Below are 22,786 nucleotides of genomic sequence, written 5' to 3' on the forward strand. Positions count from 1 at the left end.
AGGACGCTAGTCTCGACATATGGAATCGAGTCGGCGTTGGGTGGTGTTGGCGGCGGGCGTGGCCGGAATGACGGCCGGGTGCGCGTTCCTCTACGGGTTGCCGTACCTCCTTCCGCGGCTCCGAGCCGACGGACTGTCCCTGACCCAGGCCGCGGTCCTCGTCGCGTGCCCGACGTTCGGCCTGCTCGCAACGCTGGTGCTGTGGGGCGCACTGGCCGATCGGTACGGCGAGCGTGGCGTCATCGCGTTGGGGTTGGGTGGAGCGGGGCTCGTGCTGCTGGGCGCCCTCTCGGTGCACGGTCCGGTCGCGCTGGGCGCGTGCCTGGTGGTGGCCGGCGCCGCGGCGGGATCAGTGAACGCCGCGAGCGGGCGACTCATCCTCGGCTGGTTCGGACCCGCCGAACGAGGCCTGGCGATGGGCATCCGGCAGATGGCGCAGCCGCTGGGCGTCGCGGTGGCGGCGGTCACCGTGCCGGTGCTCAGCCGCTCCGGAGCGCTGCTGCTCCTGGCGATCTGCTGCCTCGCGACGGCCGTGCTGATCGCGATCGTGGTGCGCGATCCGGCGCGAACCGGGTCGGACGGGGCGGCCACGAACGGCAACCCGTACCGGACGCCGGTGCTGTGGCGTCTGCACGGCGCCGGGGCGCTGCTGGTGTTCCCGCAGTTCGCGGTCGCGACGTTCGGGTTGGTGTTCCTGGTCGACACGGTGCACTGGGACGCGGCGACCGCGGGCCGGGTGCTCGCCGTCGCCGCGTTCGGCGGGGCGGCCGCGCGGCTGTTCGCCGGGTGGTGGTCGGACCGGGCCGGTTCACGTACCGGTCCGATGAGGATTCTCGCCGGGGTCACGGCAGGGGTGTTGGCGCTGCTCGCGACCGGGGTTCCCGGCCTCGTGGTGGCCGCGCTGGTGGCGGCCGCGGTCGTGTCGGTCTCGACGAACGGGCTGTCGTTCACGGCGGTGGCCGAGTACGCCGGCCCGGGGTGGGCCGGGCGGGCGCTCGGCATCCACAACACGGGCCAGAACGGCGTGGCCGCACTCACCGCGCCGATCCTCGGCGCGGTGGTCACCCACGCCGGCTACCCGCTCGCTTTCACCGCGGCCGCAACAGCCGCCGCAGCAGCAGTAGCCGTAGTGCCCGCCCTCCATGTCCGCGACCACCAGCCGACCACGTAACGCGCCCGCGCAACGCCACCCGCCCGCCGAGCACGGCTCCGTGCCTCGCGCGCCTTGCGCCGCGCTCCGCCGCGCCCCGCGCGCCTTGCGCCGCGCTCCGCCGCGCCCCGCGCGCTGCCCCGCGCCCGCGCGCTGCCCCGCGCCCCGCGCCGCGCCGCCCGGCGCGCTGCCCTGCGCCCGGCGCGCTGCGCCGTGTCCCGCGCGCGCTGCGCGCGCGCTTTGCGCGGGCGCGTGATAGCGCTGGGGTGGGCAGAATGCAACGGTTTCGGTTGGCGCGGTGCGGGGTTATGGTGGCCGCGTCACTGTACGCGGGAGCTCGCGCCGGAAGCGGGCTGAGAGGGCGGCTGTCCGAGCAGGACGGTGCCGCCGACCGCTCGAACCTGACCGGGTAATGCCGGCGTAGGGAGCTCTCTCATGAGCAATGTTTCGCAGTTGAGCCACGCTGTCACAGGCCCTCTTCCGGGCAGCAACAAGTCCTACCGGGGCGATCTCCGCATCCCGGTCCGCGAAATTCCGCTGACGAACGGCCAGATCGTCGAGCGGTACGACACCTCCGGTCCCTACACCGCCAACGGCTTCGTGCCGGACGTCGAAACGGGGATCGAAAAGCTGCGGGAGGGGTGGACCCGCACCCATCCGACGCAGTTGCTGGCCGCGCGAGCGGGCGAGATCACCACCGAGATGGCGTACGTCGCCGCCCGGGAGAACCTGCCCGCGGAGCTGGTGCGCGAGGAGGTCGCCGCCGGTCGCGCGGTGATCCCCGCCAACGTGAACCACCCGGAGAGCGAGCCGATGATCATCGGCAAACGGTTCCTGGTGAAGGTCAACGCGAACATCGGGACGTCGGCGGTGACGTCGTCGCCGGCCGAGGAAGTCGAGAAGATGGTGTGGGCGACCCGCTGGGGTGCCGACACGGTCATGGACCTGTCCACCGGGCCGCGCATCCACGAGACCCGCGAGTGGATCCTCCGGAACTCGCCGGTGCCGATCGGAACCGTGCCGATCTACCAGGCGCTGGAGCGCGTGAACGGTGATCCCACGGCGCTGACCTGGGACGTCTACCGGGACGTCGTCGTGGAGCAGTGCGAGCAGGGCGTCGACTACATGACCGTGCACGCCGGCGTGCGGATGGCGTACATCCCGCTGACCGTCGGGCGGAAGACGGGGATCGTGTCGCGCGGCGGGTCGATCCTGGCCGCGTGGTGCCTCGCGCACCATCAGGAGAACTTCCTGTACACGCACTTCGCCGAGCTGTGCGAGGTGCTGCGGGCGTACGACGTGACGTTCTCGCTGGGTGACGGGTTGCGGCCCGGCTCGGTGCACGACGCGAACGACGAGGCGCAACTCGCCGAACTGCGGACGCTCGGCGAGCTGACGAAGGTCGCGAAAGATCACGGTGTGCAGACCATGATCGAAGGCCCCGGACATGTACCGATGGACAAGATCGCCGAGAACGTCCGGTTGCAGCAGGAGTGGTGCGACGAGGCGCCGTTCTACACGCTCGGTCCGCTCGCGACCGACGTGGCGCCGGGGTACGACCACATCACGTCCGCGATCGGCGCGGCGATGATCGCGTGGCACGGCACCGCGATGCTGTGTTACGTCACGCCGAAGGAGCATCTGGGGCTTCCGGACCGGGACGACGTCAAGGCCGGAATGATCGCGTACAAGATCGCGGCGCACGCGGCGGATGTCGCGAAGGGGCATCCCGGGGCCAAAGCGCACGACGATCAGCTGTCGGACGCGCGGTTCGAATTCCGGTGGGCCGATCAGTTCGCGCTGGCGCTCGACCCGGAGACCGCGCAGTCGTTCCACGACGAGACGCTGCCGGCAGCCCCGGCGAAGACCGCTCACTTCTGCTCGATGTGCGGTCCGAAGTTCTGCTCGATGCGTATCTCGCACGACCTGCGAACCACCTATGCCGACGCTGGGATGGCGGCGAAGTCGGAGGAGTTCAAGGCGGCGGGGAACCGGATATATCTGCCGATCGAGCCACACCCCGAGGAGGCGGCCCGATGAAGGTCGCTCTGACCGTCGCCGGGTCGGATTCCGGGGGCGGGGCGGGGCTGCAGGCCGACCTGCACACGTTCGCAGCGTTCGGGGTGCACGGCACCACCGCGGTGACGGCCGTGACCGTGCAGAACACGGTCGGTGTGTCGGGCGTCCACGAGATACCGCCGCAGCTCGTCGCGGATCAGATCCGCGTGGTCGTCGAGGACATGCATCCGGGCGCGGTGAAGACCGGCATGCTCGCGTCGGCGCCGATCATCGAGGCGATCGGGGAGGCGTTCCGGCGACACGGGATCGGGCGGAGCGGGTCGGTTCCGCTGGTGCTGGATCCGGTGTGCGCGTCGATGCACGGCGACGCGCTGCTGCGTCCCGACGCGCTGGACGCGCTGCGGTCGCTGTTCTCGTTGGCGACGGTAGTCACGCCCAATTTGGACGAGACGGCGTTGCTGGTGGGGACGCGTGACCAGCGCGCGGCCGCGCGGGCGTTGCTCGAGCTCGGTCCGGCCTATGCGTTGGTGAAGGGTGGGCACGGGACCGGTTCGCGGAGTCAGGACCTGCTGACCGACGGTACGAGCGAGCTCTGGCTCGACGCCGCGCGCATCGACACCGGCAACACGCACGGCAGCGGTGACACGCTGGGGGCCGCGATCGCGGCCCGGTTGGCGAGCGGCGACACCCTTGCGGACGCTGTCACCGCGGCCAAGCGGTACGTGACGCGTGCGGTCGCGACCAGCTACTCCGTCGGGGCCGGCCACGGCCCCGTGGGCCATCCACCCGCCACCGATGCCTCGTTACTTCCGGACCCGGCGGCGGCGGGGGTCGGGACGTGAGTCGTGGGCTGTGGGTTTCGGTGGTCGGTGGGGGAGTGATCGGGCTTTCCTGCGCGTGGGCGTTGGCGCGGGAGGGGGCGCGCGTCACGGTGATCGAGCCTGATCCGGGGCGGGGCGCGAGTCTGGTCGGGGCGGGCATGCTCGCCCCGATCACCGAGGCGCACCCGACCGAGCCGGGCCTGCTCGCAGCAGGTCGCGCCGCGGTCGAGGCGTGGCCGGAGTTCGCTGCGGCGCTCGCCGCCACCGGCGTGGACCCGGGCTACCGGACGACCGGCACGCTGGTCGTCGGGTACTCCGCCGACGACCTCGTCGCGCTCGACGAACTGGCATCCCGCCTCTCCACGCTCGGTGTCGACGTCGAGCGCCTCACCGGCTCGGCCTGCCGGCGCGCCGAACCTGCCCTCGCGCCGGGGGTCCGCGGCGGGCTGAGCGTGCCGGGCGATCACAGCGTCGACAACCGCGCGCTCCTCCGCGCCCTCCGAGCCGCCACCGACGCTGCCGGCGTCGAGTTCACCCCCGGCGCCGCGCCCGCGCCCACTCCCGGCAGCGCTGTGCGTGAGCTGGTGGGGGTGGGGGCGGACCTCGTGGTGGTTGCGGCGGGGGTTTGGTCGGCGGGGTTGGTGCCGGAGTTGGGCGGGCTGGTTCGGCCGGTGCGGGGGGAGATCGTGCGGCTCACTGCGCGGCGGTCGACCCCCGTGCTGACCCGGACGGTCCGGGCACTGGTCGACGGCCGAGCCGTCTACCTGGTGCCCCGCGAAACCGGTGAGCTCGTCGTCGGCGCCACCCAGGACGAGGTCGGCTTCGACCGGACCGTCACAGCGGGCGGCGTCCACCGGCTCCTCACCGACGCCCGGCGCGTCCTTCCGGCGATCGACGAGTACGCGCTGGCCGAGACGTCATCGGGGCTCCGGCCGATGAGCCCCGACGGGGCACCGCTCGTGGGTCACGTCGCCGACGACACGATCGTCGCGACCGGGCACGGCCGCAACGGGTTCCTGTTCGCCCCGCTCACCGCGACGCTCGTCGCCCAGCTGGCGACCGGCAACACCGCGACGACGTTCGCGGACACCTTCGCGCCCAGCCGCTTCAGCGTCGCGAAAAGTCGATGATCCAACCAGGACGGTTGAGGGTACGGACGATGACGACGTTACGGGTGAACGGCCGCGAGGTCGAAGTGTCCGACCCGGCGACCGTCGAGGCACTCGTCCAGCAGCTGACGCAAAGCCCCCGGGGCGTTGCGGTAGCGGTCAACGGCGAGGTGGTGCCCCGCGGTGGCTGGGCCCGGGCGCAGCTGACCGACGGTGACGAAGTGGAGGTCCTCATGGCGGTGCAGGGTGGGTAAAGCGGCAGCTACGGATGCGCTGGTCATCGCCGGGAGGCCGCTCGCGTCCCGGCTCGTGATGGGCACCGGAGGCGGTTCGATCAACCTCGCGGTGCTCGGGGAAGCGTTACGCGCATCGGGGACGGTACTCACCACTGTCGCGATGCGCCGGGTGGACGCGGTGGCCGGGATGGGGGTGTTCCCCCTGCTCAAGGAGTACGGCATCGAGCCGTTGCCGAACACCGCCGGGTGCCGCACGGCGTCCGAGGCGTTGCTCACCGCGGAGCTGGCACGTGAGGCGCTGGAGACCGACTGGATCAAGCTCGAGGTCGTCGCCGACGACCGGACGTTGCTGCCGGACCCGGTGGAGCTGCTCACCGCGGCCGAGCAGATGGTCGCGGCGGGGTTCACGGTGCTGCCGTACACCAACGACGACCCGGTGCTGGCTCGGCGCCTGATCGAGGTGGGGTGTGCGGCGGTGATGCCGTTGGGGTCGCCGATCGGGTCGGGGCTCGGGATCCGGAACCCGCACAACATCGCGTTGATCGTCGAGGAGTCGACGGTGCCGGTGATTCTCGACGCCGGGATCGGCACCGCGAGCGACGCCGTGCAGGCGATGGAGCTCGGGTGCGACGGGGTGTTGCTGGCGACAGCGGTCACCGGTGCCCGTGACCCGGTGGCGATGGCCACGGCCATGCGGCTCGCGGTCGAGAGCGGCCGGTTGGCCTACCGTTCCGGCCGCGTCCCCCGCCGCTGGTACGCCCAGGCCTCGTCCCCTCCGGTCTACGAGTGAATCGCCGACGACGGCTGGCTGACGCGCGGCTGTATCTGTGCACACCCGACCGCCCCGACCTCGCCGAGTTCGCGGACGCCGCCCTCGCCGGCGGGGTCGACGTCATCCAGCTCCGCGAGAAGGGCATCGAGGCGCGCCACGAGCTCGAACGCCTCGAGATCCTCCAGGCCGCGTGCCGGAAGCACGGCGCGCTGCTCGCGGTCAACGACCGGGCCGACGTCGCGCTGGCGGCCGGGGCGGACGTGCTGCACCTCGGCCAGGACGACCTCCCGGTCGAGCACGCCCGGCGCATCCTCGGCGACGACGTCCTGATCGGACGCTCGACCCACGATCCCGCCCAAGCCGACGCCGCCGCGGCCCAGCCCGGAGTCGACTATTTCTGCGCGGGACCGTGCTGGCCGACGCCCACCAAACTCGGCCGCCCGGCAGCGGGCCTCGACCTGATCAGACACGTGCACACCGAACGCCCCTGGTTTGCGATCGGCGGCATCGACGAATCCCGCCTCGACGAGGTCACGCAAGCGGGCGCCACCCGCATCGTGGTGGTCCGCGCGATCACCGAGGCAGCCGACCCCGAAGAAGCCGCGAGAAACCTACGAGCCCGCATCGTGGGCCAGCAGCGCTAGCTGCACGCGATTGTTGAGCTCCAACCGCGTCAGGATGCGCGACACGTGCGCCTTCACCGTCGCCACGCTCATGAACAACTCCGTGGCGATCTCGGCGTTCGACGAACCCCGCCCGACCGCCTCCGCCACCTCGAGCTCACGCGGGCTGAGCTGCTGCAACAACCCCACCGCCCGCGCCTTCCGCGCGTCGACCCCCGCCTCGGAGACGTGTGCGATCAGCTGGCGCGTAACGGCAGGCGACAACATCGGATCACCGGCCGCGACCGTCCGGATCGCCCGGACGATCTCCGCCGGCGGCGTGTCCTTGAGCAGGAACCCCCCGGCCCCGGCACGCAGTGCCCGCAGCACGTACTCGTCCGCGTCGAACGTCGTCAGCACGATCACCTCGGGCGGATTCGCGCGCCGCCGCAGTGCCTCCGTCGCCACCAGCCCGTCCACCGACGGCATCCGGATGTCCATCAACACGACGTCCGGCGCGAACGACGCCACCGCTGCCGGAACCTCGGACCCGTCCGAAGCCTCCCCGACCACCCGGAGATCGTCGGTACCGGACAGGATCATCGTCAGCCCCGCCCGCACCAACGCGTCGTCGTCCACGATCAGCACTCGCGTCAGGTCGCCCACGGCAACCATGCTTTCAGCCGGAAGTCGCCAGCGGTCGACGGACCGTGTTCCAATCGCCCACCGGCCAGCCCCACGCGCTCACCGAGCCCGACGATCCCGGTGCCGGCGCCGGGGATCTGCGAGGTTTCGGCCCGGAGCGGCAACCAGTTGCGCACCTCGACGGTCAGGCCGTCCGGGGGTTCACCGCTCACTGTGACCCGCACCGCAGCACCCCGCGCGTGCTTCCGCGCGTTGGTCAGCCCCTCCTGCACCACCCGATACGCGGTACGACCGACAACCGCCGGTACCGCGGACGGATCGTCGACCAGGACGTCGAGATCGATCGTGGCTCCGGCACGCCGTGCCTCGGTGACCAACCCCGGCAGGTCGCCCAGCGTCGGCTGCGGGCGGTCCCGGTCGGCCTCGGAGCCGTTCGGAGCGCGCAGCACGCCGATGACGTCACGCAACTCCTGCAGCGCCTGGTGCGCGCTGGTACGGATCACCCCGGCCGCCTTGGCGATCTCGTCCGGGGGCGCGTCGGGCCGGAACTCCAGTGCACCCGCGTGCAGGCTGAGCAGCGAGATCCGGTGCGCGAGCACGTCGTGCATCTCGCGGGCGATGCGGGTGCGCTCGAGCTGCCGGGCCTGCTCGATGCGGAGGCTCTGCTCGTCCTCCGCCCGGCGGGCGCGTTCCCGCAGCGAGTCGACGAGTGCCCGCCGGGCGCGAATGAAACTGCCCCAGGCGACGAGGACGCCGGCGAGCAGCACGACCACGAGCGTGGTCGCCCAGTACGGCAGGGCGGGGCTGGGCTGGACCCAGCCGTAGATCGAGCCGGTGACCACGAAGACCACCGCGGCGACCACCACCAGCCGGGGCCGCCGGTGGATCGCAACCGTGATCAGCGTGATGCCCTGCGGCACCGCCACCATGGTCGAGACCGTGGAGATCAACGAGACGACGATCGAGATCGTCACCGGCCAGCGTCGGCGCCACCAGACGAGCGGGGCCGCCAGCGTCGCCAACACCAGGTCGACCCGCTGGATCGGCTTCTGCGCCACGTCGTGTCCGAGCGCGATCGCGATCCAGAACCCGATCGGGAACGCGAACGAGACCAGCACGCAGGCCACGTCGACCACGAGGTTCCGCCGCGAGCGGTCCGTCGGCTCCTCGTCGAGCGCGAGGTCGGCCTCGGGCCCTTGTGTGACGGCGCTCTTCAGACGCAGAGCCATACGCCGAGGTTACGGCCCCGCGGCCCGGCCGGATACCAACCAAAGTCGAAGGGCGACACGACCCTAAGTCGATCCGGGTCCCAACTTCCGCGACCGCCCGTAGCCTTCCGCCCGAAGCGTTCGAACACCCGTTACGGCGACGCTTCTCCCATGATCGTTGCTGACCGACTGACGAAGACCTACGGCGCGCACAAGGCAGTGGACGACGTCTCCTTCCGCTGCGAGCCGGGTAGCGTGACCGGCTTCCTCGGCCCGAACGGGGCGGGCAAGTCGACCACGATGCGCATGATCTGCGGGTTCACCGCACCCACGCACGGCGGATCGACAGTCAACGGCCTGCCCTACCGTGACCTGCCGAACCCCGGCCGCGAGGTCGGTGTCCTGCTCGACGCGAGTGCCCAGCACGCCGGCCGCACCGGCTTCGAGACGCTCGCGGTCTCCGCGAGGGTGCTCGGCGTCGACCGGAAGCGGGTGCAGGGGCTGCTCGACCGCGTGGGTCTGCCGCCGGAGGCCGCGAAGCGCCGGGTCGGGAACTACTCGCTCGGTATGCGGCAGCGACTCGGGCTGGCGCACGCGCTGCTCGGCGACCCGGCCGTGCTGATCCTCGACGAGCCGGCCAACGGTCTTGACCCCGAGGGCATCCACTGGATGCGCGGCCTGCTCCGGGAGTTCGCCGACCGCGGCGGAACAGTGCTGCTCTCGTCGCACCTGCTGCGTGAGGTCGAAGTCGTCGCCGACCACCTCGTGATGATCGGCAAGGGCCGGATCGTCGCGCAGGGCAGCAAGTCCGACCTGCTCAACGTCGCCGGAGTGCGGGTGCGCGCCACGAACGCGGCCTCGCTGGGTGGAGCGCTGCAGTCCGCGGGGCTGCGGGCCACTGCGAGCCCCGACGGCAGCTTCTCGGTCGACGCCGACGCCGAGTCGGTCGGCCGGGTCGCCGCGGCGGCCGGCCTGATCCTCACCGAACTGAAGGCCGCCGACGGAAACGGCCTCGAAGAAATGTTCCTGCAGCTCACCGCTGCACACCACGAGGAGGTGGCGGCATGACCACCGCCGTGTCGGCCGAGCAGGTCTCGACGTTCGAGCGGAACGCTCCGGCACCGGCGCCGTCGCTGGGCCGGTTGACGCTCGTCGAACTACGGAAGATGTCCGACACCCGGGCCGGGCGGTGGCTGCTCGCCAGCATCGCGCTGGTCGTGCTGGCGCTCGTGACCGTGCGGGTGTTCGCCGGCTCGTCCGAGGACCGGAACGTGGAGAGCTTCCTCGCGTTCGCCACGACGGGCGTCGGCCTGCTGCTGCCGGTGCTGGGGATCCTCTCGGTCACCAGCGAGTGGGGTCAGAAGACCGTGCTGACGACGTTCGCGCTGGTGCCGCGACGCAGCCGGGTGATCACCGCGAAGCTCCTGGCCGCGGTCGCGATCACCGTGATGTCGGTGGCGGTGACCATCGTGGTCGCGCTGGCCGGCAACCTCGCGGCCGAGGTGCTCAACCGCGGCGGGGGATGGGAGCTGGGCGTGGACACGATCCTCTACGCGTTCCTGTTCCAGCTGCTCAACATGCTGCTGGGGATCGCGTTCGGTGCGCTGCTCCTGGCGTCGGGCCTGGCCATCGTTCTGTACTTCATCATTCCGACGGTCTGGACGGTGATCGGCGGAACCGTCGCGTTCCTGAAGGACGCGGCCGGCTGGCTGGACCTGAGCACGACGACCGAGCCGCTGCTCACCTCGTCGATGGTCGGTGAGGACTGGGCCCGCCTCGGGGTCTCCGCCGCGGTGTGGGTACTCCTCCCGCTCTGCGCCGGCCTGATCCGAGTCCTCCGCACCGAAATCAAGTAGTGGGCGGCCCGCTCAGGGCGGCGCTGACAGGCGAGCGCGAGGACTTGAGACCACCCAAAGGTCGCGGCGTCCTCGCGCTCGACTGCCAGCCCCGCCCTGAGCGGGCTCCAGGTCAAGACCAACTAGCTCTGGCGGCCGATCAGGGTGGCTAGGAAGACTTTTTCGATGTCGGCGCCGGTACGGGCCGGGTACGCCTGGCCGCCCACCGCCTTGGTGATCGTGGTGAGCTCGTTCAGGTCGGCGTCGGGGCCGTACCCGATGATCAGCACCTGGATCGGCTTGTCGGGGTTGGCGGTGGCCCGCAGCTGCTGGATCAGCTGCGCCTGCGTCAGACCGTCGTCCTCGTTCTTGCCGTCGGTCATCATGACCAGCAGGTTGAGCCGGTTGTCGGCCTGCCAGTGACCCTGCATGAACTTGTACGCCGCGAGCAGGGTGTCGTACAGACCGGTCGCGCCCTCCGGCACGAGCTGGTTGTAGATCGACGCCTCGAGCGCTTCCTTCCGTGACGAACCGTCCGGCAACCGGCCACCGACCGGCCCGATCGGCACCATCTCCTGGTAGTCCTTGTCACCGTCGAGCTCGGTGGAGAACCGCCAGGTACCGACGTTCGACTGCGGGTTGAACAGCGCTGTCGCCCGCAGACATGCCTGCTGGACGACCTGCATGCGGGTGCCGTTGCCGTCCGGAGCGCCGTCCGCCATCGACCCCGAGCTGTCGATGACGGCGAGCAGGTTCGCCTTGCGCTGCAGCGCGGTCCAGTAGCCCACCGTCTGCGAGATCGACTTGATGTCGGGCAGCTCACGCGCGGCGGAGGGTGCGCTCCCCATGCCGAGGTCGGTGTCGAGCCCGAGCGCGTACTGCGTGGAGAGCTGCGGGTCACGGAACCCGGCCTGGCCGTACGCCTTCTTGGAGTCCTCGCTCTGCAGGTACTTGAGGAACTCCGCCGCGACCTGCTGGCGCACCGAGTCGACCCAGTCGGCCTTGAGCACCTGGTACTGGTAGTCGGCGAAGACAGTGCCCTCTTCGGGGTTGATCGCGACCAGCGGCACCTTGGGCTTCGCGTTGTCGTACGCGGCGACCTGCGCCTCGGTGGCCGGGAACGGACCGGCGTCCTTCAGCCCGGCCTGCGGGTTGGTCACCTGACGCATCCGCGCGAGGAACGTGTCGCTGGTGGCCGCCTCGACGGTCGACGCACGCGAGAGCACGAGCGCGTTGCCCAGTTCCGGTTCGGTGACCGAGTTGTCGCCGTCGGCGTCGGCCACCGACAGCAGGGTGCCGAGCGCCGGGAACGACGCGCGTGGGTCACCGATGCCGATTTTGATCTGCTGCCAGTCGGGGTGCTTGAACCGCGCCCAGGTGGTGCCGGCGACCCGGGTCTTGGCGAGGTCGGCCCACGACACCACCTTGTCGGGCCAGCCCAGCGCCTCGGCCATCGGCTTCGGCAGCGCCATCACCACCGGTGACTTCGCGACGACCGTCGGGGAGTTCGCCAGCATCGGCTTGACGTCCTGCCGGCTGGCCGCACTCAGGATCCAGACCGACGAGTCCGGCATCCAGACGTCGACCCGTGGAACGTCGGAGTCGGCTTTCCAGTTCGGCGTCAGCGACTGCGCCACCTCGGCCGACTGTGCCGCCCGGACGCTGATCCGCGCGCAGCGGCCGTCGATCTCCGGCGCGTCCTCCTGCCACTTCTCGGCCAGCTTTTCGACGACCGGGGCCTGGTCGGGGGAAGCGGCGATCGCCAACTCGACGGGCGCGCCACCACAACGGGCAGTCACCCATAAGTAACCGAAAGTAGTTCCGCTGACCACCGTTGCCAGAACGATCGCGACGATCACCCAGGGCGCGATTGCTTTCCCTCGCCGCCCGCCTGTGGTGGTGATCCGCTCGGCCGCCGATCGGCGACTTACTTGCTCACTGCGGTGTCGACCGCGAGCCATCAGTGCTCCGCGTCTTCAGTTGACAACTCTCAGTGCCAACAACGTTCATCACTTACGTCACGTACGCCGGGAGCATACGCAGCCCTCGGGGCGAAGGCGGCGGTTTTGTACACCTCCCTTTCGTATCCCAGCAGATGCGGCTTCGGCTTTTCCGAGCAACCATGGCGAGTCGGGCCCCACGTGCCCCGAAGAGTGCGACATGGAGGTGACAACGTGTCCGAAACGACGGTCACGCCGAGCCGAACGCCGGATCCGACGATCGACGAACCGCTCAGCGAGCCGATCCGGACCCGCGCGGACGCCGAGGCGTTCATCGCGAAGATCTGTTTCAAGATCGGACCACCGAAACTCGCCGGTATCGAGCTCGAACGCCTGGTCCACGACATCAATGATCCCACCGCGATTCTCCCGGTCGAGCGGCTCGCTTCCGCACTCGGAAGCTGGAGCCCTCCCGTTCTCACCACCCCGACCGCCGATCCGACGGCCCTCGGTCGGCCACTACCCGCCGGTTCGACGGTGACCGTCGAGCCCGGCGGACAGGTCGAGCTCTCCACCCAGGCATGGGGCACGTTCGCCGACTGCCTGGCCGCCGCCGGCACCGACGCCGACGCGCTCCGCGGCGCACTGGCCCGCTACGGCCTGGCGGTCGGCCACTCGGGCATGGACGCCCACCGTCCCGCCACCCGGATCGTCCAGAAGGCGCGCTACGCCGCCATGGAGCGGTACTTCGACCGTGAGGGCGCCTCCGGCCGCCTGATGATGGGCTCGACCGCGTCGGTGCAGCTCTCCGTCGACGCGGGAACCGAAGACGGCGAGCACGCGATGGCCGAGCGCTGGCGGACGCTGCACGCCGTCGGCCCGACGCTGGTCGCGATGTTCGCCAACTCGCCGATCCACGCGGGCGTGCCCTCCGGTTGGTATTCCACCCGCCAGCGGGTGTGGCTGACGCTCGACCCGGGGCGCACCGCCGCCGCCGCGATCGCCGGGGACCCCCGCGAGGCCTATGCAGTGTCCGCGCTCGGGGCCCGGCTGCTGTGCCTGCCCAACGAGACCGACTGCTGGGACGCTCCGCCCGACGTCACGTTCGCCGACTGGCTCGACGGGGCCCTCGACCGGCCGGCCACGTACGCCGACCTCGAGTACCACCTCAGCACGCTGTTCCCACCGGTCCGCGCGAAGGGCTTCCTCGAGGTCCGTTATCTCGACGCCCAGGCCGGCGACGACTGGCGGGTGCCGCCGTCCGTGCTGTGGACGCTGCTGTCCTCGGCGGAGACCCGGGACGCCGCGCTCGCCGCGGTCGAACGAACCGGCGAGCCCACCTGGCCGGGTGCCTGGGCGCGTGCCGCCCGGGACGGCCTCACCGACGAGACCCTGGCCCGGGCGGCGTCGGACCTGATGACGGTGGCGCTGCGGAACGCCGAAGCGGCCGGTGTGCCGACCGCGACCGCCCGCACGATGCTCCGGTTCGCCGAGCGCTACCCGTTCCGCGGCCGGACGCCGGCCGACGACCAACTCGACGACTTCGCTCACAGCTTCGACTTGGAGCGCTCATGACGGCCATCGAGGAACTTCGTCACTCCCCGGAGCAGCTGCGGGCCCGCATCGCGGCCGAGCTCGAACGAGCCCGCAGCCGCAGCCGGCAGCTCACCGACATCGAGCACGACGAGTTGGTGCGCCAGCACTCGCCGCTGATGTCACCGCTGGTCTGGGACTACGCCCACATCGGCAGCCAGGAGGAGCTCTGGCTGGTGCGTGACGTGGGCGGCCGCGACCCGGTGCGGCCCGACATCGACGAGATCTACGACGCGTTCCGCACCAAGCGTGCCGACCGGCCGTCGCTACCGATGCTCAGCCCGGAGAACGCGCGGCGTTACGTCCAGGAAGTGCGTGACAAGGTGCTGGACGTCCTGGAGAGCACGACGCTGGAGGGCCGCCGACTGGTCGAGGCGGGCTTCGCGTTCGGCATGATCGTCCAGCACGAGCAGCAGCACGTCGAGACGATGCTCGCCACGCACCAGCTGCGTGTCGGCGCTCCGCTGCTCGACGCCCCGAAGCCCCCGCGCGGGAGCGCACCGGAGATCCCAGAGATCTACGTCCCAGGCGGCATGTTCCTGATGGGCACCGACCTCGACCCCTGGGCCCTGGACAACGAACGGCCCGCCCACGCCGTAGGCGTGGAGCCGTTCTGGATCGACACGGACCCGGTGACCAACGCGCAGTACGCCGCTTTCATCGACGCCGGCGGCTACGACGACGAGCGTTGGTGGACCCCCGAGGGCTGGGCCCATCGCACCACCGCAGGGCTGAAAGCTCCGCAATTCTGGGACAACGGCCACCGCACCCGCTTCGGCCACGTCGAACCCATCCCACCCGACCAGCCCGTCCAGCACGTCTGCTGGTACGAGGCCGACGCCTACGCCCGCTGGGCCGGCAAGCGCCTCCCCACCGAGGCCGAGTGGGAGATGGCCGCCCGCTACGACCCGGAGACGGGCCGCAGCCTGCGCTACCCCTGGGGCGACGACGACCCGCAGCCCGAGCACGCGAACCTGGGCGGCACCTACCTCGGGCCGGCCCCGGTCGGCGCCTTCCCGCAGGGAACGTCCCCGCTGGGCGTCCGCGGGCTGATCGGTGACGTCTGGGAGTGGACGTCCAGCGACTTCACTCCGTACCCGGGCTTCGCGATGTTCCCGTATCCCGAGTACTCCGAGGTGTTCTTCGGCCCCGACTACAAGATCCTGCGTGGCGGCTCCTGGGCGGCCGACCCCACTGCGGTCCGGGCCACGTTCCGCAACTGGGACTACCCGATCCGTCGCCAGATCTTCGCCGGCTTCCGGTGCGCACGCGATGTGTAGGCACCTCGCCTACCTCGGCCCCGCCCGTTCCCTCTCCGACCTCCTGATCACCCCGGAACACGGCCTGTACCGCCAGTCCTGGGCGCCGCGCAGGCAGTCCCACGGAACCGTCAACGCCGACGGTTTCGGCGTCGGCTGGTACGCGCCCGGCGACCCGGTACCGGCCCGCTATCGCCGCGACCGGCCGATCTGGGGTGACCCGAACCTGCTCGACCTGGCCCGGGTCATCCGGTCCGGCGCCGTGCTCGCCGCGGTGCGCTCCGGCACCGAGGGCATGGGCTTCGCCGAGGCCGCGGCCGCGCCCTTCGCGTCGGACAAGTGGTTGTTCAGCCACAACGGCGCGGTACCCGGCTGGCCCTCCTCGTTGCACCGGTTGGCGGCAGCGCTGCCGCCGGAGGATCTGGTGGGGCTGGAGGCGCCGACCGACTCGGCGCTGCTCTGGGCGTACGCCCGGTCGCGGCTGGCGTCCGGTGTGCCGCTGCCGGTCGCGCTCGCGGAGACAACTGCTGCGGTCGACGCCCCGGGCGCGCGGTTGAACCTCCTGGCCACGGACGGGACCACGATCGCGGCCACGGTCCGGGGCGACACGCTCAGCTGGCGCCGTGCCGAGCCGGCCGGGGTGCTGGTCGCGTCCGAACCGACCGACGACGACCCCGGCTGGCACGATGTCCCCGACAACTCCCTGCTCGTTGCTACGTCCGACGCCGTCACCGTCGAAGAACTTGCTCTGGAGGCCGTCTGATGGTTGCTGCCACGCTCACCGTCGAGAACCACCTGCCCGCCGACTTCATCGCCCGCACGCTGCGCCAGGACGTCGCCACCGGCCTGACCGCGGACCCGAAGTGGCTGCCCCCGCGCTGGTTCTACGACGACCGCGGCAGCGAACTGTTCGACGAGATCACCCGGCTGCCCGAGTACTACCCGACCCGGGCGGAACGGCAGATCCTGACGGCCCGTGCGGCGGAGATCGCCGAGGTCTCCGCCGCCACCGCACTGGTGGAGCTCGGAGCCGGCGCGTGCGAGAAGACCCACCTCCTTCTCGACGCCCTGCGCGCTGCCGGCTCGCTGCGGACCTACGTGCCGGTCGACGTCTCGGACGGCGCTCTGCGCACCGCCAGCGCGAACCTGCTCTGGGACTACCCCGGGTTGGCCGTCCACGCGGTGGTCGCGGACTTCGACCGGCACCTCGGGCTGCTGCCGGTGGACGGGCACCGGATGGTGGCGCTGCTCGGCGGCACGATCGGCAACCTCGACCCCGCCCGCTTCCTGGCCGACGTCCGGGCCACGCTGCGCCCGGGCGAGACGCTCCTGCTCGGCACCGACCTGGTGAAGTCCCCGGACGTCCTGGTACCCGCCTACGACGACGCGCAGGGCGTCACCGCGGAGTTCAACCGGAACGTGCTGAACGTCCTCAACGCCGAACTCGGGGCGGATTTCGAGACCGGAGCGTTCGATCACGTCGCCCGCTGGGACGCCGAGCACGAGCGGATCGAGATGCGCCTGCGTGCGCAGCACGCGATGCGGGTGCGGATCGCCGAGGTAGATCTGACCGTCGACCTGCGGCGCGGTGAGGAGATCCGCACCGAGATCTCGGCGAAGTTCCGCCGCGAGCGGGTGGTCGCCCTGCTCGACGCCGCGGGCTTCGGACTGACCCGCTGGTGGACCGATGACGACGGGCTGTTCGGGCTGAGTCTGGCTACCGCACGGTGACGGTCGTCGCTCTCAGTACGTGAGAGTGACGACATCGGCCGTCGAGTTAGCTTCCGGACAGACAGACCACCACCCCTGCCGGTTAGTCTCGCCGACGTGACGGACGCGCCAATCGGGATTTTCGACTCAGGAGTCGGCGGACTCACGGTGGCGCGTGCCGTACTGGACCAGTTGCCGAACGAGCAACTGGTCTACGTCGGCGACACCGCGCACGTGCCGTACGGGCCCCGCCCGATCGCGCAGGTGCGCCGGTTCGCGCTCGAAGTGCTCGACCACCTCGTCGAGCAGGACGTGAAGATGCTGGTCATCGCGTGCAACAGCGCGTCGGCGGCCTGCCTTCGCGACGCTCGGGAGCGGTACAGCGTGCCGGTGGTCGAGGTCGTGCTGCCGGCGGTGCGCCGGGCCGCGGCGGCGACCCGCAACGGCCGGGTGGGTGTGATCGGCACGAAAGCGACCATCACCAGCGGCGCGTACCAGGACATGTTCGCGGCGGCGCCCGGCGTCACGGTGACCGGCGTCGCCTGCCCGGAGTTCGTGTCGTTCGTCGAACGCGGGGTCACCAGCGGACGGCAACTGCTCGGCCTCGCGCAGGCGTATCTGGAGCCGCTGCAGCGTGCCGAGGTCGACACGCTCGTACTGGGGTGCACACACTACCCATTGCTGACCGGAGTGATCGGTCTGGTGATGGGGGACGGAGTCACGCTGGTGTCGAGCGCGGACGAGACCGCGAAGGACGTGTACCGGGCCCTGACCCGGCACGACCTGCTCCGCAGTGACGACGCGGGACCGCCCCGCCATCAATTCCTGGCGACCGGCGACCCCGAGCCGTTCGCACGCCTGGGCCGCCGGTTCCTGGGGCCCGAGGCGTCCGTGGTGACGTCCCTTACGCTGCCAGCAGCAGCGTCGTTGGAGGTGGCCGGATGAAGCTCTCCGTCCTCGGGTGCGCCGGCAGCTTTCCCGGGCCGGATTCGCCCTGCTCGTCGTACGTGATCGAAGCCGAAGGCTTCCGGTTGCTGCTCGACTTCGGCAACGGGGCGATGGGGGCGCTGCAGCGGCACCCGGCCGGCCTGCACGGCATCGACGCGATCCTGCTGTCGCACCTGCACTGCGACCACATGAGCGACGCCTGCGTGTACATGGTGGTCCGCCGCTACGACCCCGCGGGCAAGCACCCGCCGCTGCCCCTCTACGGCCCGGCGGGCGCCGGGGAGCGCATCGCCCAGATCTACGGGCCCGAGGAGGGCGTCGGCGGCAGCGTCGAGGACGTGTACGACGTCAAGACGCTCCAGCCGGGGCGCTTCGCGGTGGGCCCGTTCACGGTGGAGGCCGCCCGCGTCAACCACCCGGTGGAGACGTTCGGGCTGCGGATCGAGCACGGCGACACCGCGATGGCGTACTCGGCCGACACGGGGCGTACGGATGCGCTCGTCGACCTGGCGCGTGACGTCGATCTGTTCCTCTGCGAAGCGTCTTATTTAGACGACAAGCCGCACCCGCCGGACCTGCATCTGACCGGCTTCGAAGCCGGCGAGTACGCCACGCGTGCCAACGCCCGCCGGCTGGTGCTCACGCACTTCGTGAAGGCGTGGGGCGACCCGGAGCAGTCGCTGGAAGAGGCGAAGCGTTCGTTCGACGGGCCCATCGAGCTGGCCTACGCGGGCGCGGAGTACACCGTCTGACTCCGCGCCCATAGTGGGCCGCCCGAAGTAGGTGGCTATGCCACGCGCCGAAAATGGGCATAGTGGGCAACGCCCGAAGTAGGTGGCTATGCCACCGAATTCGGGCAGCGCGCCATGGCTGTGGTGCGGAACGAGTCCTCGCTGGCCGACTCGACCAGGACGACGCCCTCGTCGAGGTGGCACGGCGCCAGCAGCACACCGCGCTCCGCGGCCACCGAGAGCAGCCGGCGGCGCGTCTTGGCCGCGTCGTCGGTGGCCTCCTCGTAGCGGTAGGCCAGACCGGCGGTGGTCATCTGACCGCGGTGCACGAACGCGTCACCGGTGATCAGCAGTGGCCGGTCGGGGGCGTCGACCAGCAGGCACTGGTGCCCCGGCGTGTGCCCCGGCGCGAGCACCAGGTCGAGACGCTCGTCGAGCGTCGCCGCGCCGGCCACCTCGACCAGCAGCTGCGCGTCGACGAGCGGCTTGATGTGGGAGTCGTAGAGGTCCTCGTACTCCTCGCCGGACTCGCGCAGCCATTTCAGTTCCGCGTTCTGCACCACGTGGCGTGCGTTGACGAAGTACGGCTTCGGGTCGTCCTCGTCGGCCACCACCCAGCCGATGTGGTCGGGGTGGAGGTGGGTGAGGATCACGTCGGTGATCTCCTCCGGCTCCACGCCGAGAGCGGCCAGTTCCTCGGGCAGGCGCCCGGGACGGCCGAACCATTCACCGGCCGGAGCCCAGTCGGGGCCGATTCCGGCGTCGACGAGGACAGTCCTGGTCGGTGTACGGACAAGATGGCAATGCACATGCATGGGCCACCGGCCGGTGTTCCCCGCGTCGGGGAATGCATCCTCGAGTGGTTCGGGGAACGTTCCGGCGGCGTCACACAAGGTAGTCACCGTCAGGTCGGCACCCAACCTGAGCGTGTCGGTTGGCACGTCACCTCCGCTGTCCGGGCGATCACAGCGATAACCCGGTGCAGTCATCCTGCCTCGTCGCCGGTCGCAGCGCACAGAAGGTAGCGGACTTGGCCGGTCGAGGACATCCTTGGCCGGTCGTTCCCCTGCCGGACATCCGGTAGTGACCAGGGGAAAAGCCGCACTCCTCACTCTGGCTTGCATGCGTGTCGCGATCATCACGGAGTCGTATCCGCCGGACGTCAACGGGGTCGCCCACTCGGTGCTGCGTACGGTCGAGCATCTGCTCGCCCGTGGGCACGAGCCGATGGTCGTGGCACCCACCTCGCTGGGGACGCCCCGGGCGTCCCTGCCCGACATTCCCGTCGTGCGGGTGCCGAGCGTGGGCCTGCCCGGCTACCCGAGTTTCCGGGTGGGGCTGCCCACCCGGCGCGTGGCCGGTGCGCTGCGCCGGTTCCGGCCGGACGTCGTCCACCTGGCGTCGCCGTTCGCGCTGGCCGCGCAGGGTGCGTTCGCCGCTGCGCGGCTGCAGTTGCCGGCCGTGGCGATCTACCAGACCGACGTTCCCGGCTTCGCCGGGTTCTACAAGCTCGGCGCCGGACGTGCGGCAGCGTGGCGTTGGTTGCGCCGGGTGCACGGCGCGACCGCGCGAACCCTCGCGCCCTCGAGTGCGACAGCGACCGAACTGGCCGCCCACGGCATCGGCCCCGTGCAGCTCTGGCCGCGCGGCGTCGACGCAGTCCGCTTCGACCCCGCAAAGCGCTCGGACGCGTTCCGCGCGACCGTCGCGGTCGCTCCGGACGGTGGCGGCGCGGGCGCCGCTGCGGCGGGCCACGACGTGATCGTCGGGTACGTGGGGCGGTTGGCGCCGGAGAAGAGGGTTGACCTGTTGGAGCCGGTGTCCAACCTGCCGGGCGTGAAGGTCGTGATCATCGGCGACGGGCCGGCACGGGCCGCGCTCGAGCGGCAGATGCCCCGCGCGCAGTTCCTCGGCGAGGTCGTCGGCGACGACCTCGCGACCGCCTTCGCGAGCCTCGACATCTTCGTGCACACGGGCGCCCACGAAACGTTCTGCCAGACCGTCCAGGAGGCCATGGCCTCCGGCGTCCCGGTGGTCGCACCCGCAGCGGGCGGCCCGGTGGATCTGGTCCGCTCGGGCGTCACCGGCTACCTGGTCACACCGGACGACCCCGGCGCCTACCTCACCGCGGTCCGCGAACTCGTCTCGGACCCCGCGCTGCGGCGCTCGTTCGGCGACGCCGGGCGCGCGGCCGTGGCGGGGCGCAGCTGGGCAGCGGTCGGCGACGCGCTGATCGGGCACTACCGCGACGTCGTGCGCGCCTCCTCCGTCGCTTCGCCCGTGGAGCGCGCCGCGTGACTGATTCCGGCGCGCGGATCGTCCGGCTGGCCAACTTCGTCGGCCCACGATCGGGCGGTCTTCGCACTGCCCTGTACGAACTCGGCCGCGGGTACCGCGCGGCCGGTCACGACCCGGTGCTGGTCGTACCGGGCTCCCACTACACCGACGAGGACACCCCGCAGGGTCGGGTGATCACCGTGCCCGGCCCGATCGTGCCGTGGATGGGTGGCTACCGGGTCGTCCTGGGCCGGCGTCGGCTGGTGACGCTCCTCGACGAGCTGCGCCCCGACCGTCTCGAGGTCTCCGACCGCACGACGCTGCGCTGGACCGGCGCCTGGGCCCGGCGGCACGGCGTCCCGTCGGCGATGGTGTCGCACGAGAACGCGACAGCGTTGCTGGGCATGGCGCTGCCGCGCTGGGCCCCGGTGCGCAGGATCGCCGACGCGCTCAACGGGCGCACCGCTGACACCTACGACACCGTCGTGGCCACCACCGGGTTCGCCGCGGCCGAGTTCCGCCGGATCGGTGCGACCGGCCTGGTGACGGTGCCGCTCGGCGTCGATCTGGAGCGGTTCCACCCGGACCTGCACGACACCGCGCTGCGGGCCTCGCTGGCCCGGTCGAGCGAGTTGTTGCTGATCCACTGTGGGCGGCTCTCGCCGGAGAAGAAAGTCGAGCGCTCGGTGGACGCGCTGGCGGCGCTGCGCGCGCGTGGCGTCCCGGCGGTGCTCGTCGTCGTGGGGGACGGACCGCGGCGGCCGGCTCTGGAACGGCGGGCCCGCGGTCTGCCGGTGAAGTTCCTCGGTTTCGTCCCCGACCGGGACTTCGTCGCTCGGCTGCTGGCCACCGCCGACGCGGTGCTGGCTCCCGGGCCCGCGGAGACGTTCGGCCTGGCGGCGCTGGAGGCGATGGCCTGCGGTACGCCGGTGGTCGCGGCCGGGGACGGTGCGCTCGGAGAGGTGGTCGGTGACGCGGGCGTCGCTGTCAGTGGAAGCACCGGCATTCGTTTCGCCGAGGCGGTGCTGGAGCTGGCCGCACGCCCGGAAGTCGACCGACGCTCGGCCGCCCGGCTGCGTGCGCAGCGTTTCGACTGGCCGACGGCGGTGAGCGGCATGCTCGCCGTGCACGGGCTCGAAGGGGGTGTTGAGTCGTGGTCGGGGACGTTCGTTTCGCGGCCCTCGGCGACTCGGTGACCGAGGGATTGGGTGATCCGCTGCCGGGTGGCGGCTGGCGTGGGTGGGCGGCGTTGCTCGCCGAGAGTTTTTCGTCGTCGACGTTCGTCAATTACGCGGCGAGTGGGGCGACCACCGCGCGGGTGCTGGACGAGCAGTTGCCGTCCGCGTTGGCTTTTCGCCCTACGGTGGCGAGTGTGGTCGTCGGCGTGAACGACGTACTGCGCCCCGGGTTCGACCCGGCGCTGATCGAGAACCGGCTCGACCACGTCGTCGGATCGCTCTGTGCGTCCGGCGCGGTCGTGTTGACCGCGCGGATGCCCGATCCGGGCCGCATGCTGCGGTTACCGGGGGCGTTGCGTCGCCCGCTCGGCCGGCGCACCGTCGAACTCAACGGCGCGGTGCAGTCCGTGGCCGAGCGTCACCGCACGGTGCACATCGACCTGGCCGACCACCCCGCGGTCGCCGACCGCGCCGCCTGGCACGTGGACCGGCTCCATCCGAACGAGCGCGGCCACCGGGTGGTGGCCCGGGAGTTCGCCGGCGCCCTGGAGGCCCGTGGCGTACCCGTGCCCCGGATGCCGTCGGCCGAGCCCAGCGGCGGACGCTCCACCCGGCCGTTCGAGCACGTCTGGTGGCTGGCCACCAAGGGCACCGGCTGGGTTCTCGACCGCGGTACCGACCTGGTGCCCCACCTGCTGGGTATGGCTGCCCGCGAGTTCTGGTCAGCGGTGCGTTCGCGCCGCCGATAGGGGG

The 22,786-nt window shown here is 71.2% G+C and carries 22 protein-coding genes and 1 riboswitch; of the genes, 18 read left to right on the plus strand and 4 right to left on the minus strand.

Annotation, left to right across the window (positions count from 1 at the left end; translation table 11 throughout):
• Positions 1–19: 19 nt before the first annotated feature.
• From ACGFY5_RS05170 to thiE, 7 genes are all read left to right on the plus strand, one after another.
• The gene (locus tag ACGFY5_RS05170; protein WP_392717493.1) at positions 20–1,171 is read left to right on the plus strand and encodes an MFS transporter; all 1,152 of its coding nucleotides are present in this window, start codon (positions 20–22) and stop codon (positions 1,169–1,171) included.
• A gap of 298 nt (positions 1,172–1,469) precedes the next feature.
• A riboswitch (TPP riboswitch) is annotated at positions 1,470–1,594 on the plus strand.
• Complete coding sequence (thiC, locus tag ACGFY5_RS05175; RefSeq protein ID WP_392717495.1) at positions 1,586–3,190, plus strand: phosphomethylpyrimidine synthase ThiC; 1,605 nt, start codon at positions 1,586–1,588, stop codon at positions 3,188–3,190. Its footprint overlaps the riboswitch before it by 9 nt.
• Positions 3,187–4,011 carry a bifunctional hydroxymethylpyrimidine kinase/phosphomethylpyrimidine kinase gene (gene thiD, locus ACGFY5_RS05180; protein WP_392717497.1) on the plus strand — a complete coding sequence of 275 codons (825 nt, stop codon included), beginning with the start codon at positions 3,187–3,189 and terminating at the stop codon, positions 4,009–4,011. The genes thiC and thiD overlap by 4 nt, the downstream gene beginning before the upstream one ends.
• Complete coding sequence (gene thiO, locus ACGFY5_RS05185; RefSeq protein ID WP_392717499.1) at positions 4,008–5,120, plus strand: glycine oxidase ThiO; 1,113 nt, start codon at positions 4,008–4,010, stop codon at positions 5,118–5,120. Before thiD ends, thiO begins: the two co-directional genes overlap by 4 nt.
• A 29-nt stretch (positions 5,121–5,149) precedes the next feature.
• Positions 5,150–5,353 (plus strand): sulfur carrier protein ThiS, encoded by a 204-nt coding sequence (gene thiS, locus ACGFY5_RS05190; protein WP_392717501.1) that lies wholly within the window; start codon positions 5,150–5,152, stop codon positions 5,351–5,353.
• Positions 5,354–5,411: 58 nt separating this feature from the next.
• A complete protein-coding gene (locus ACGFY5_RS05195; protein WP_392718653.1) occupies positions 5,412–6,125 on the plus strand; it encodes a thiazole synthase in 714 nt (237 codons plus the stop codon).
• Positions 6,122–6,751 carry a thiamine phosphate synthase gene (gene thiE, locus ACGFY5_RS05200; RefSeq protein WP_392717503.1) on the plus strand — a complete coding sequence of 210 codons (630 nt, stop codon included), beginning with the start codon at positions 6,122–6,124 and terminating at the stop codon, positions 6,749–6,751. Before ACGFY5_RS05195 ends, thiE begins: the two co-directional genes overlap by 4 nt.
• On the opposite strand, the gene ACGFY5_RS05205 is transcribed toward thiE, so the two are convergent.
• Positions 6,719–7,384: a response regulator gene (locus ACGFY5_RS05205; RefSeq protein ID WP_392717505.1), complete on the minus strand. Its 666-nt coding sequence runs from the start codon at positions 7,382–7,384 to the stop codon at positions 6,719–6,721. The two genes, thiE and ACGFY5_RS05205, sit on opposite strands and share 33 nt — an antisense overlap.
• Entirely contained in the window at positions 7,363–8,583 is a 1,221-nt protein-coding gene (locus tag ACGFY5_RS05210) for a sensor histidine kinase (RefSeq protein WP_392717507.1), read from the minus strand. The genes ACGFY5_RS05205 and ACGFY5_RS05210 overlap by 22 nt, the downstream gene beginning before the upstream one ends.
• Positions 8,584–8,733: 150 nt before the next feature.
• Between ACGFY5_RS05210 and ACGFY5_RS05215 the strand changes: the two genes are divergently transcribed.
• Both ACGFY5_RS05215 and ACGFY5_RS05220 read left to right on the plus strand, forming a co-directional pair.
• Positions 8,734–9,630, plus strand: a complete 897-nt coding sequence (locus tag ACGFY5_RS05215; RefSeq protein ID WP_392717509.1) for an ABC transporter ATP-binding protein — start codon at positions 8,734–8,736, stop codon at positions 9,628–9,630.
• Positions 9,627–10,418: an ABC transporter permease gene (locus tag ACGFY5_RS05220; RefSeq protein ID WP_392717511.1), complete on the plus strand. Its 792-nt coding sequence runs from the start codon at positions 9,627–9,629 to the stop codon at positions 10,416–10,418. The genes ACGFY5_RS05215 and ACGFY5_RS05220 overlap by 4 nt, the downstream gene beginning before the upstream one ends.
• Positions 10,419–10,540: 122 nt before the next feature.
• Here ACGFY5_RS05220 and ACGFY5_RS05225 read toward each other — a convergent pair whose 3' ends face one another.
• The gene (locus tag ACGFY5_RS05225) at positions 10,541–12,196 is read right to left on the minus strand and encodes a substrate-binding and VWA domain-containing protein (protein WP_392717513.1); all 1,656 of its coding nucleotides are present in this window, start codon (positions 12,194–12,196) and stop codon (positions 10,541–10,543) included.
• Between the two features lie 375 nt (positions 12,197–12,571).
• On the opposite strand from ACGFY5_RS05225, the gene egtA reads away from it, so the two are divergent.
• The 6 genes from egtA to ACGFY5_RS05255 all read left to right on the plus strand — a co-directional run bounded on the left by egtA (position 12,572) and on the right by ACGFY5_RS05255 (position 18,599).
• The gene (gene egtA / locus ACGFY5_RS05230) at positions 12,572–13,912 is read left to right on the plus strand and encodes an ergothioneine biosynthesis glutamate--cysteine ligase EgtA (protein WP_392717515.1); all 1,341 of its coding nucleotides are present in this window, start codon (positions 12,572–12,574) and stop codon (positions 13,910–13,912) included.
• Positions 13,909–15,210: an ergothioneine biosynthesis protein EgtB gene (gene egtB, locus ACGFY5_RS05235; protein ID WP_392717517.1), complete on the plus strand. Its 1,302-nt coding sequence runs from the start codon at positions 13,909–13,911 to the stop codon at positions 15,208–15,210. The genes egtA and egtB overlap by 4 nt, the downstream gene beginning before the upstream one ends.
• Complete coding sequence (gene egtC, locus ACGFY5_RS05240; protein WP_392717519.1) at positions 15,203–15,952, plus strand: ergothioneine biosynthesis protein EgtC; 750 nt, start codon at positions 15,203–15,205, stop codon at positions 15,950–15,952. Before egtB ends, egtC begins: the two co-directional genes overlap by 8 nt.
• Positions 15,952–16,920 carry an L-histidine N(alpha)-methyltransferase gene (egtD, locus tag ACGFY5_RS05245; RefSeq protein WP_392717521.1) on the plus strand — a complete coding sequence of 323 codons (969 nt, stop codon included), beginning with the start codon at positions 15,952–15,954 and terminating at the stop codon, positions 16,918–16,920. The genes egtC and egtD overlap by 1 nt, the downstream gene beginning before the upstream one ends.
• 96 nt (positions 16,921–17,016) lie before the next feature.
• On the plus strand, positions 17,017–17,844 hold the full coding sequence (gene murI / locus ACGFY5_RS05250; RefSeq protein ID WP_392717523.1) for a glutamate racemase: 828 nt from the start codon (positions 17,017–17,019) through the stop codon (positions 17,842–17,844).
• A complete protein-coding gene (locus ACGFY5_RS05255) occupies positions 17,841–18,599 on the plus strand; it encodes an MBL fold metallo-hydrolase (protein WP_392717525.1) in 759 nt (252 codons plus the stop codon). The genes murI and ACGFY5_RS05255 overlap by 4 nt, the downstream gene beginning before the upstream one ends.
• A gap of 86 nt (positions 18,600–18,685) precedes the next feature.
• On the opposite strand, the gene ACGFY5_RS05260 is transcribed toward ACGFY5_RS05255, so the two are convergent.
• Complete coding sequence (locus tag ACGFY5_RS05260) at positions 18,686–19,519, minus strand: MBL fold metallo-hydrolase (RefSeq protein WP_392717527.1); 834 nt, start codon at positions 19,517–19,519, stop codon at positions 18,686–18,688.
• Between the two features lie 181 nt (positions 19,520–19,700).
• On the opposite strand from ACGFY5_RS05260, the gene ACGFY5_RS05265 reads away from it, so the two are divergent.
• The 3 genes from ACGFY5_RS05265 to ACGFY5_RS05275 are packed head-to-tail and all read left to right on the plus strand — an operon-like array spanning position 19,701 to position 22,782.
• Positions 19,701–20,876 (plus strand): glycosyltransferase family 4 protein, encoded by a 1,176-nt coding sequence (locus tag ACGFY5_RS05265; protein ID WP_392717529.1) that lies wholly within the window; start codon positions 19,701–19,703, stop codon positions 20,874–20,876.
• Complete coding sequence (locus ACGFY5_RS05270; RefSeq protein ID WP_392717531.1) at positions 20,873–22,051, plus strand: glycosyltransferase; 1,179 nt, start codon at positions 20,873–20,875, stop codon at positions 22,049–22,051. Before ACGFY5_RS05265 ends, ACGFY5_RS05270 begins: the two co-directional genes overlap by 4 nt.
• On the plus strand, positions 22,048–22,782 hold the full coding sequence (locus tag ACGFY5_RS05275; protein ID WP_392717533.1) for an SGNH/GDSL hydrolase family protein: 735 nt from the start codon (positions 22,048–22,050) through the stop codon (positions 22,780–22,782). The genes ACGFY5_RS05270 and ACGFY5_RS05275 overlap by 4 nt, the downstream gene beginning before the upstream one ends.
• Positions 22,783–22,786 lie beyond the last annotated feature (4 nt).

Source organism: Cryptosporangium sp. NPDC048952, assembly GCF_043197895.1.
Taxonomy (GTDB): Bacteria; Actinomycetota; Actinomycetes; order Mycobacteriales; family Cryptosporangiaceae; genus Cryptosporangium.

What these genes read in the sequence shown, in the direction of transcription:
- ACGFY5_RS05170 (WP_392717493.1), top strand. Translation starts at nt 20, where the DNA reads ATGGAATCGAGTCGGCGTTGGGTGGTGTTGGCGGCGGGCGTGGCCGGA.
- thiC (WP_392717495.1), top strand. Translation starts at nt 1,586, where the DNA reads ATGAGCAATGTTTCGCAGTTGAGCCACGCTGTCACAGGCCCTCTTCCG.
- thiD (WP_392717497.1), top strand. Translation starts at nt 3,187, where the DNA reads ATGAAGGTCGCTCTGACCGTCGCCGGGTCGGATTCCGGGGGCGGGGCG.
- thiS (WP_392717501.1), top strand. Translation starts at nt 5,150, where the DNA reads ATGACGACGTTACGGGTGAACGGCCGCGAGGTCGAAGTGTCCGACCCG.
- ACGFY5_RS05195 (WP_392718653.1), top strand. Translation starts at nt 5,412, where the DNA reads ATGGGCACCGGAGGCGGTTCGATCAACCTCGCGGTGCTCGGGGAAGCG.
- ACGFY5_RS05205 (WP_392717505.1), bottom strand. Translation starts at nt 7,384, where the DNA reads ATGGTTGCCGTGGGCGACCTGACGCGAGTGCTGATCGTGGACGACGAC.
- ACGFY5_RS05210 (WP_392717507.1), bottom strand. Translation starts at nt 8,583, where the DNA reads ATGGCTCTGCGTCTGAAGAGCGCCGTCACACAAGGGCCCGAGGCCGAC.
- ACGFY5_RS05215 (WP_392717509.1), top strand. Translation starts at nt 8,734, where the DNA reads ATGATCGTTGCTGACCGACTGACGAAGACCTACGGCGCGCACAAGGCA.
- ACGFY5_RS05220 (WP_392717511.1), top strand. Translation starts at nt 9,627, where the DNA reads ATGACCACCGCCGTGTCGGCCGAGCAGGTCTCGACGTTCGAGCGGAAC.
- egtB (WP_392717517.1), top strand. Translation starts at nt 13,909, where the DNA reads ATGACGGCCATCGAGGAACTTCGTCACTCCCCGGAGCAGCTGCGGGCC.
- egtC (WP_392717519.1), top strand. Translation starts at nt 15,203, where the DNA reads ATGTGTAGGCACCTCGCCTACCTCGGCCCCGCCCGTTCCCTCTCCGAC.
- egtD (WP_392717521.1), top strand. Translation starts at nt 15,952, where the DNA reads ATGGTTGCTGCCACGCTCACCGTCGAGAACCACCTGCCCGCCGACTTC.
- ACGFY5_RS05255 (WP_392717525.1), top strand. Translation starts at nt 17,841, where the DNA reads ATGAAGCTCTCCGTCCTCGGGTGCGCCGGCAGCTTTCCCGGGCCGGAT.
- ACGFY5_RS05265 (WP_392717529.1), top strand. Translation starts at nt 19,701, where the DNA reads ATGCGTGTCGCGATCATCACGGAGTCGTATCCGCCGGACGTCAACGGG.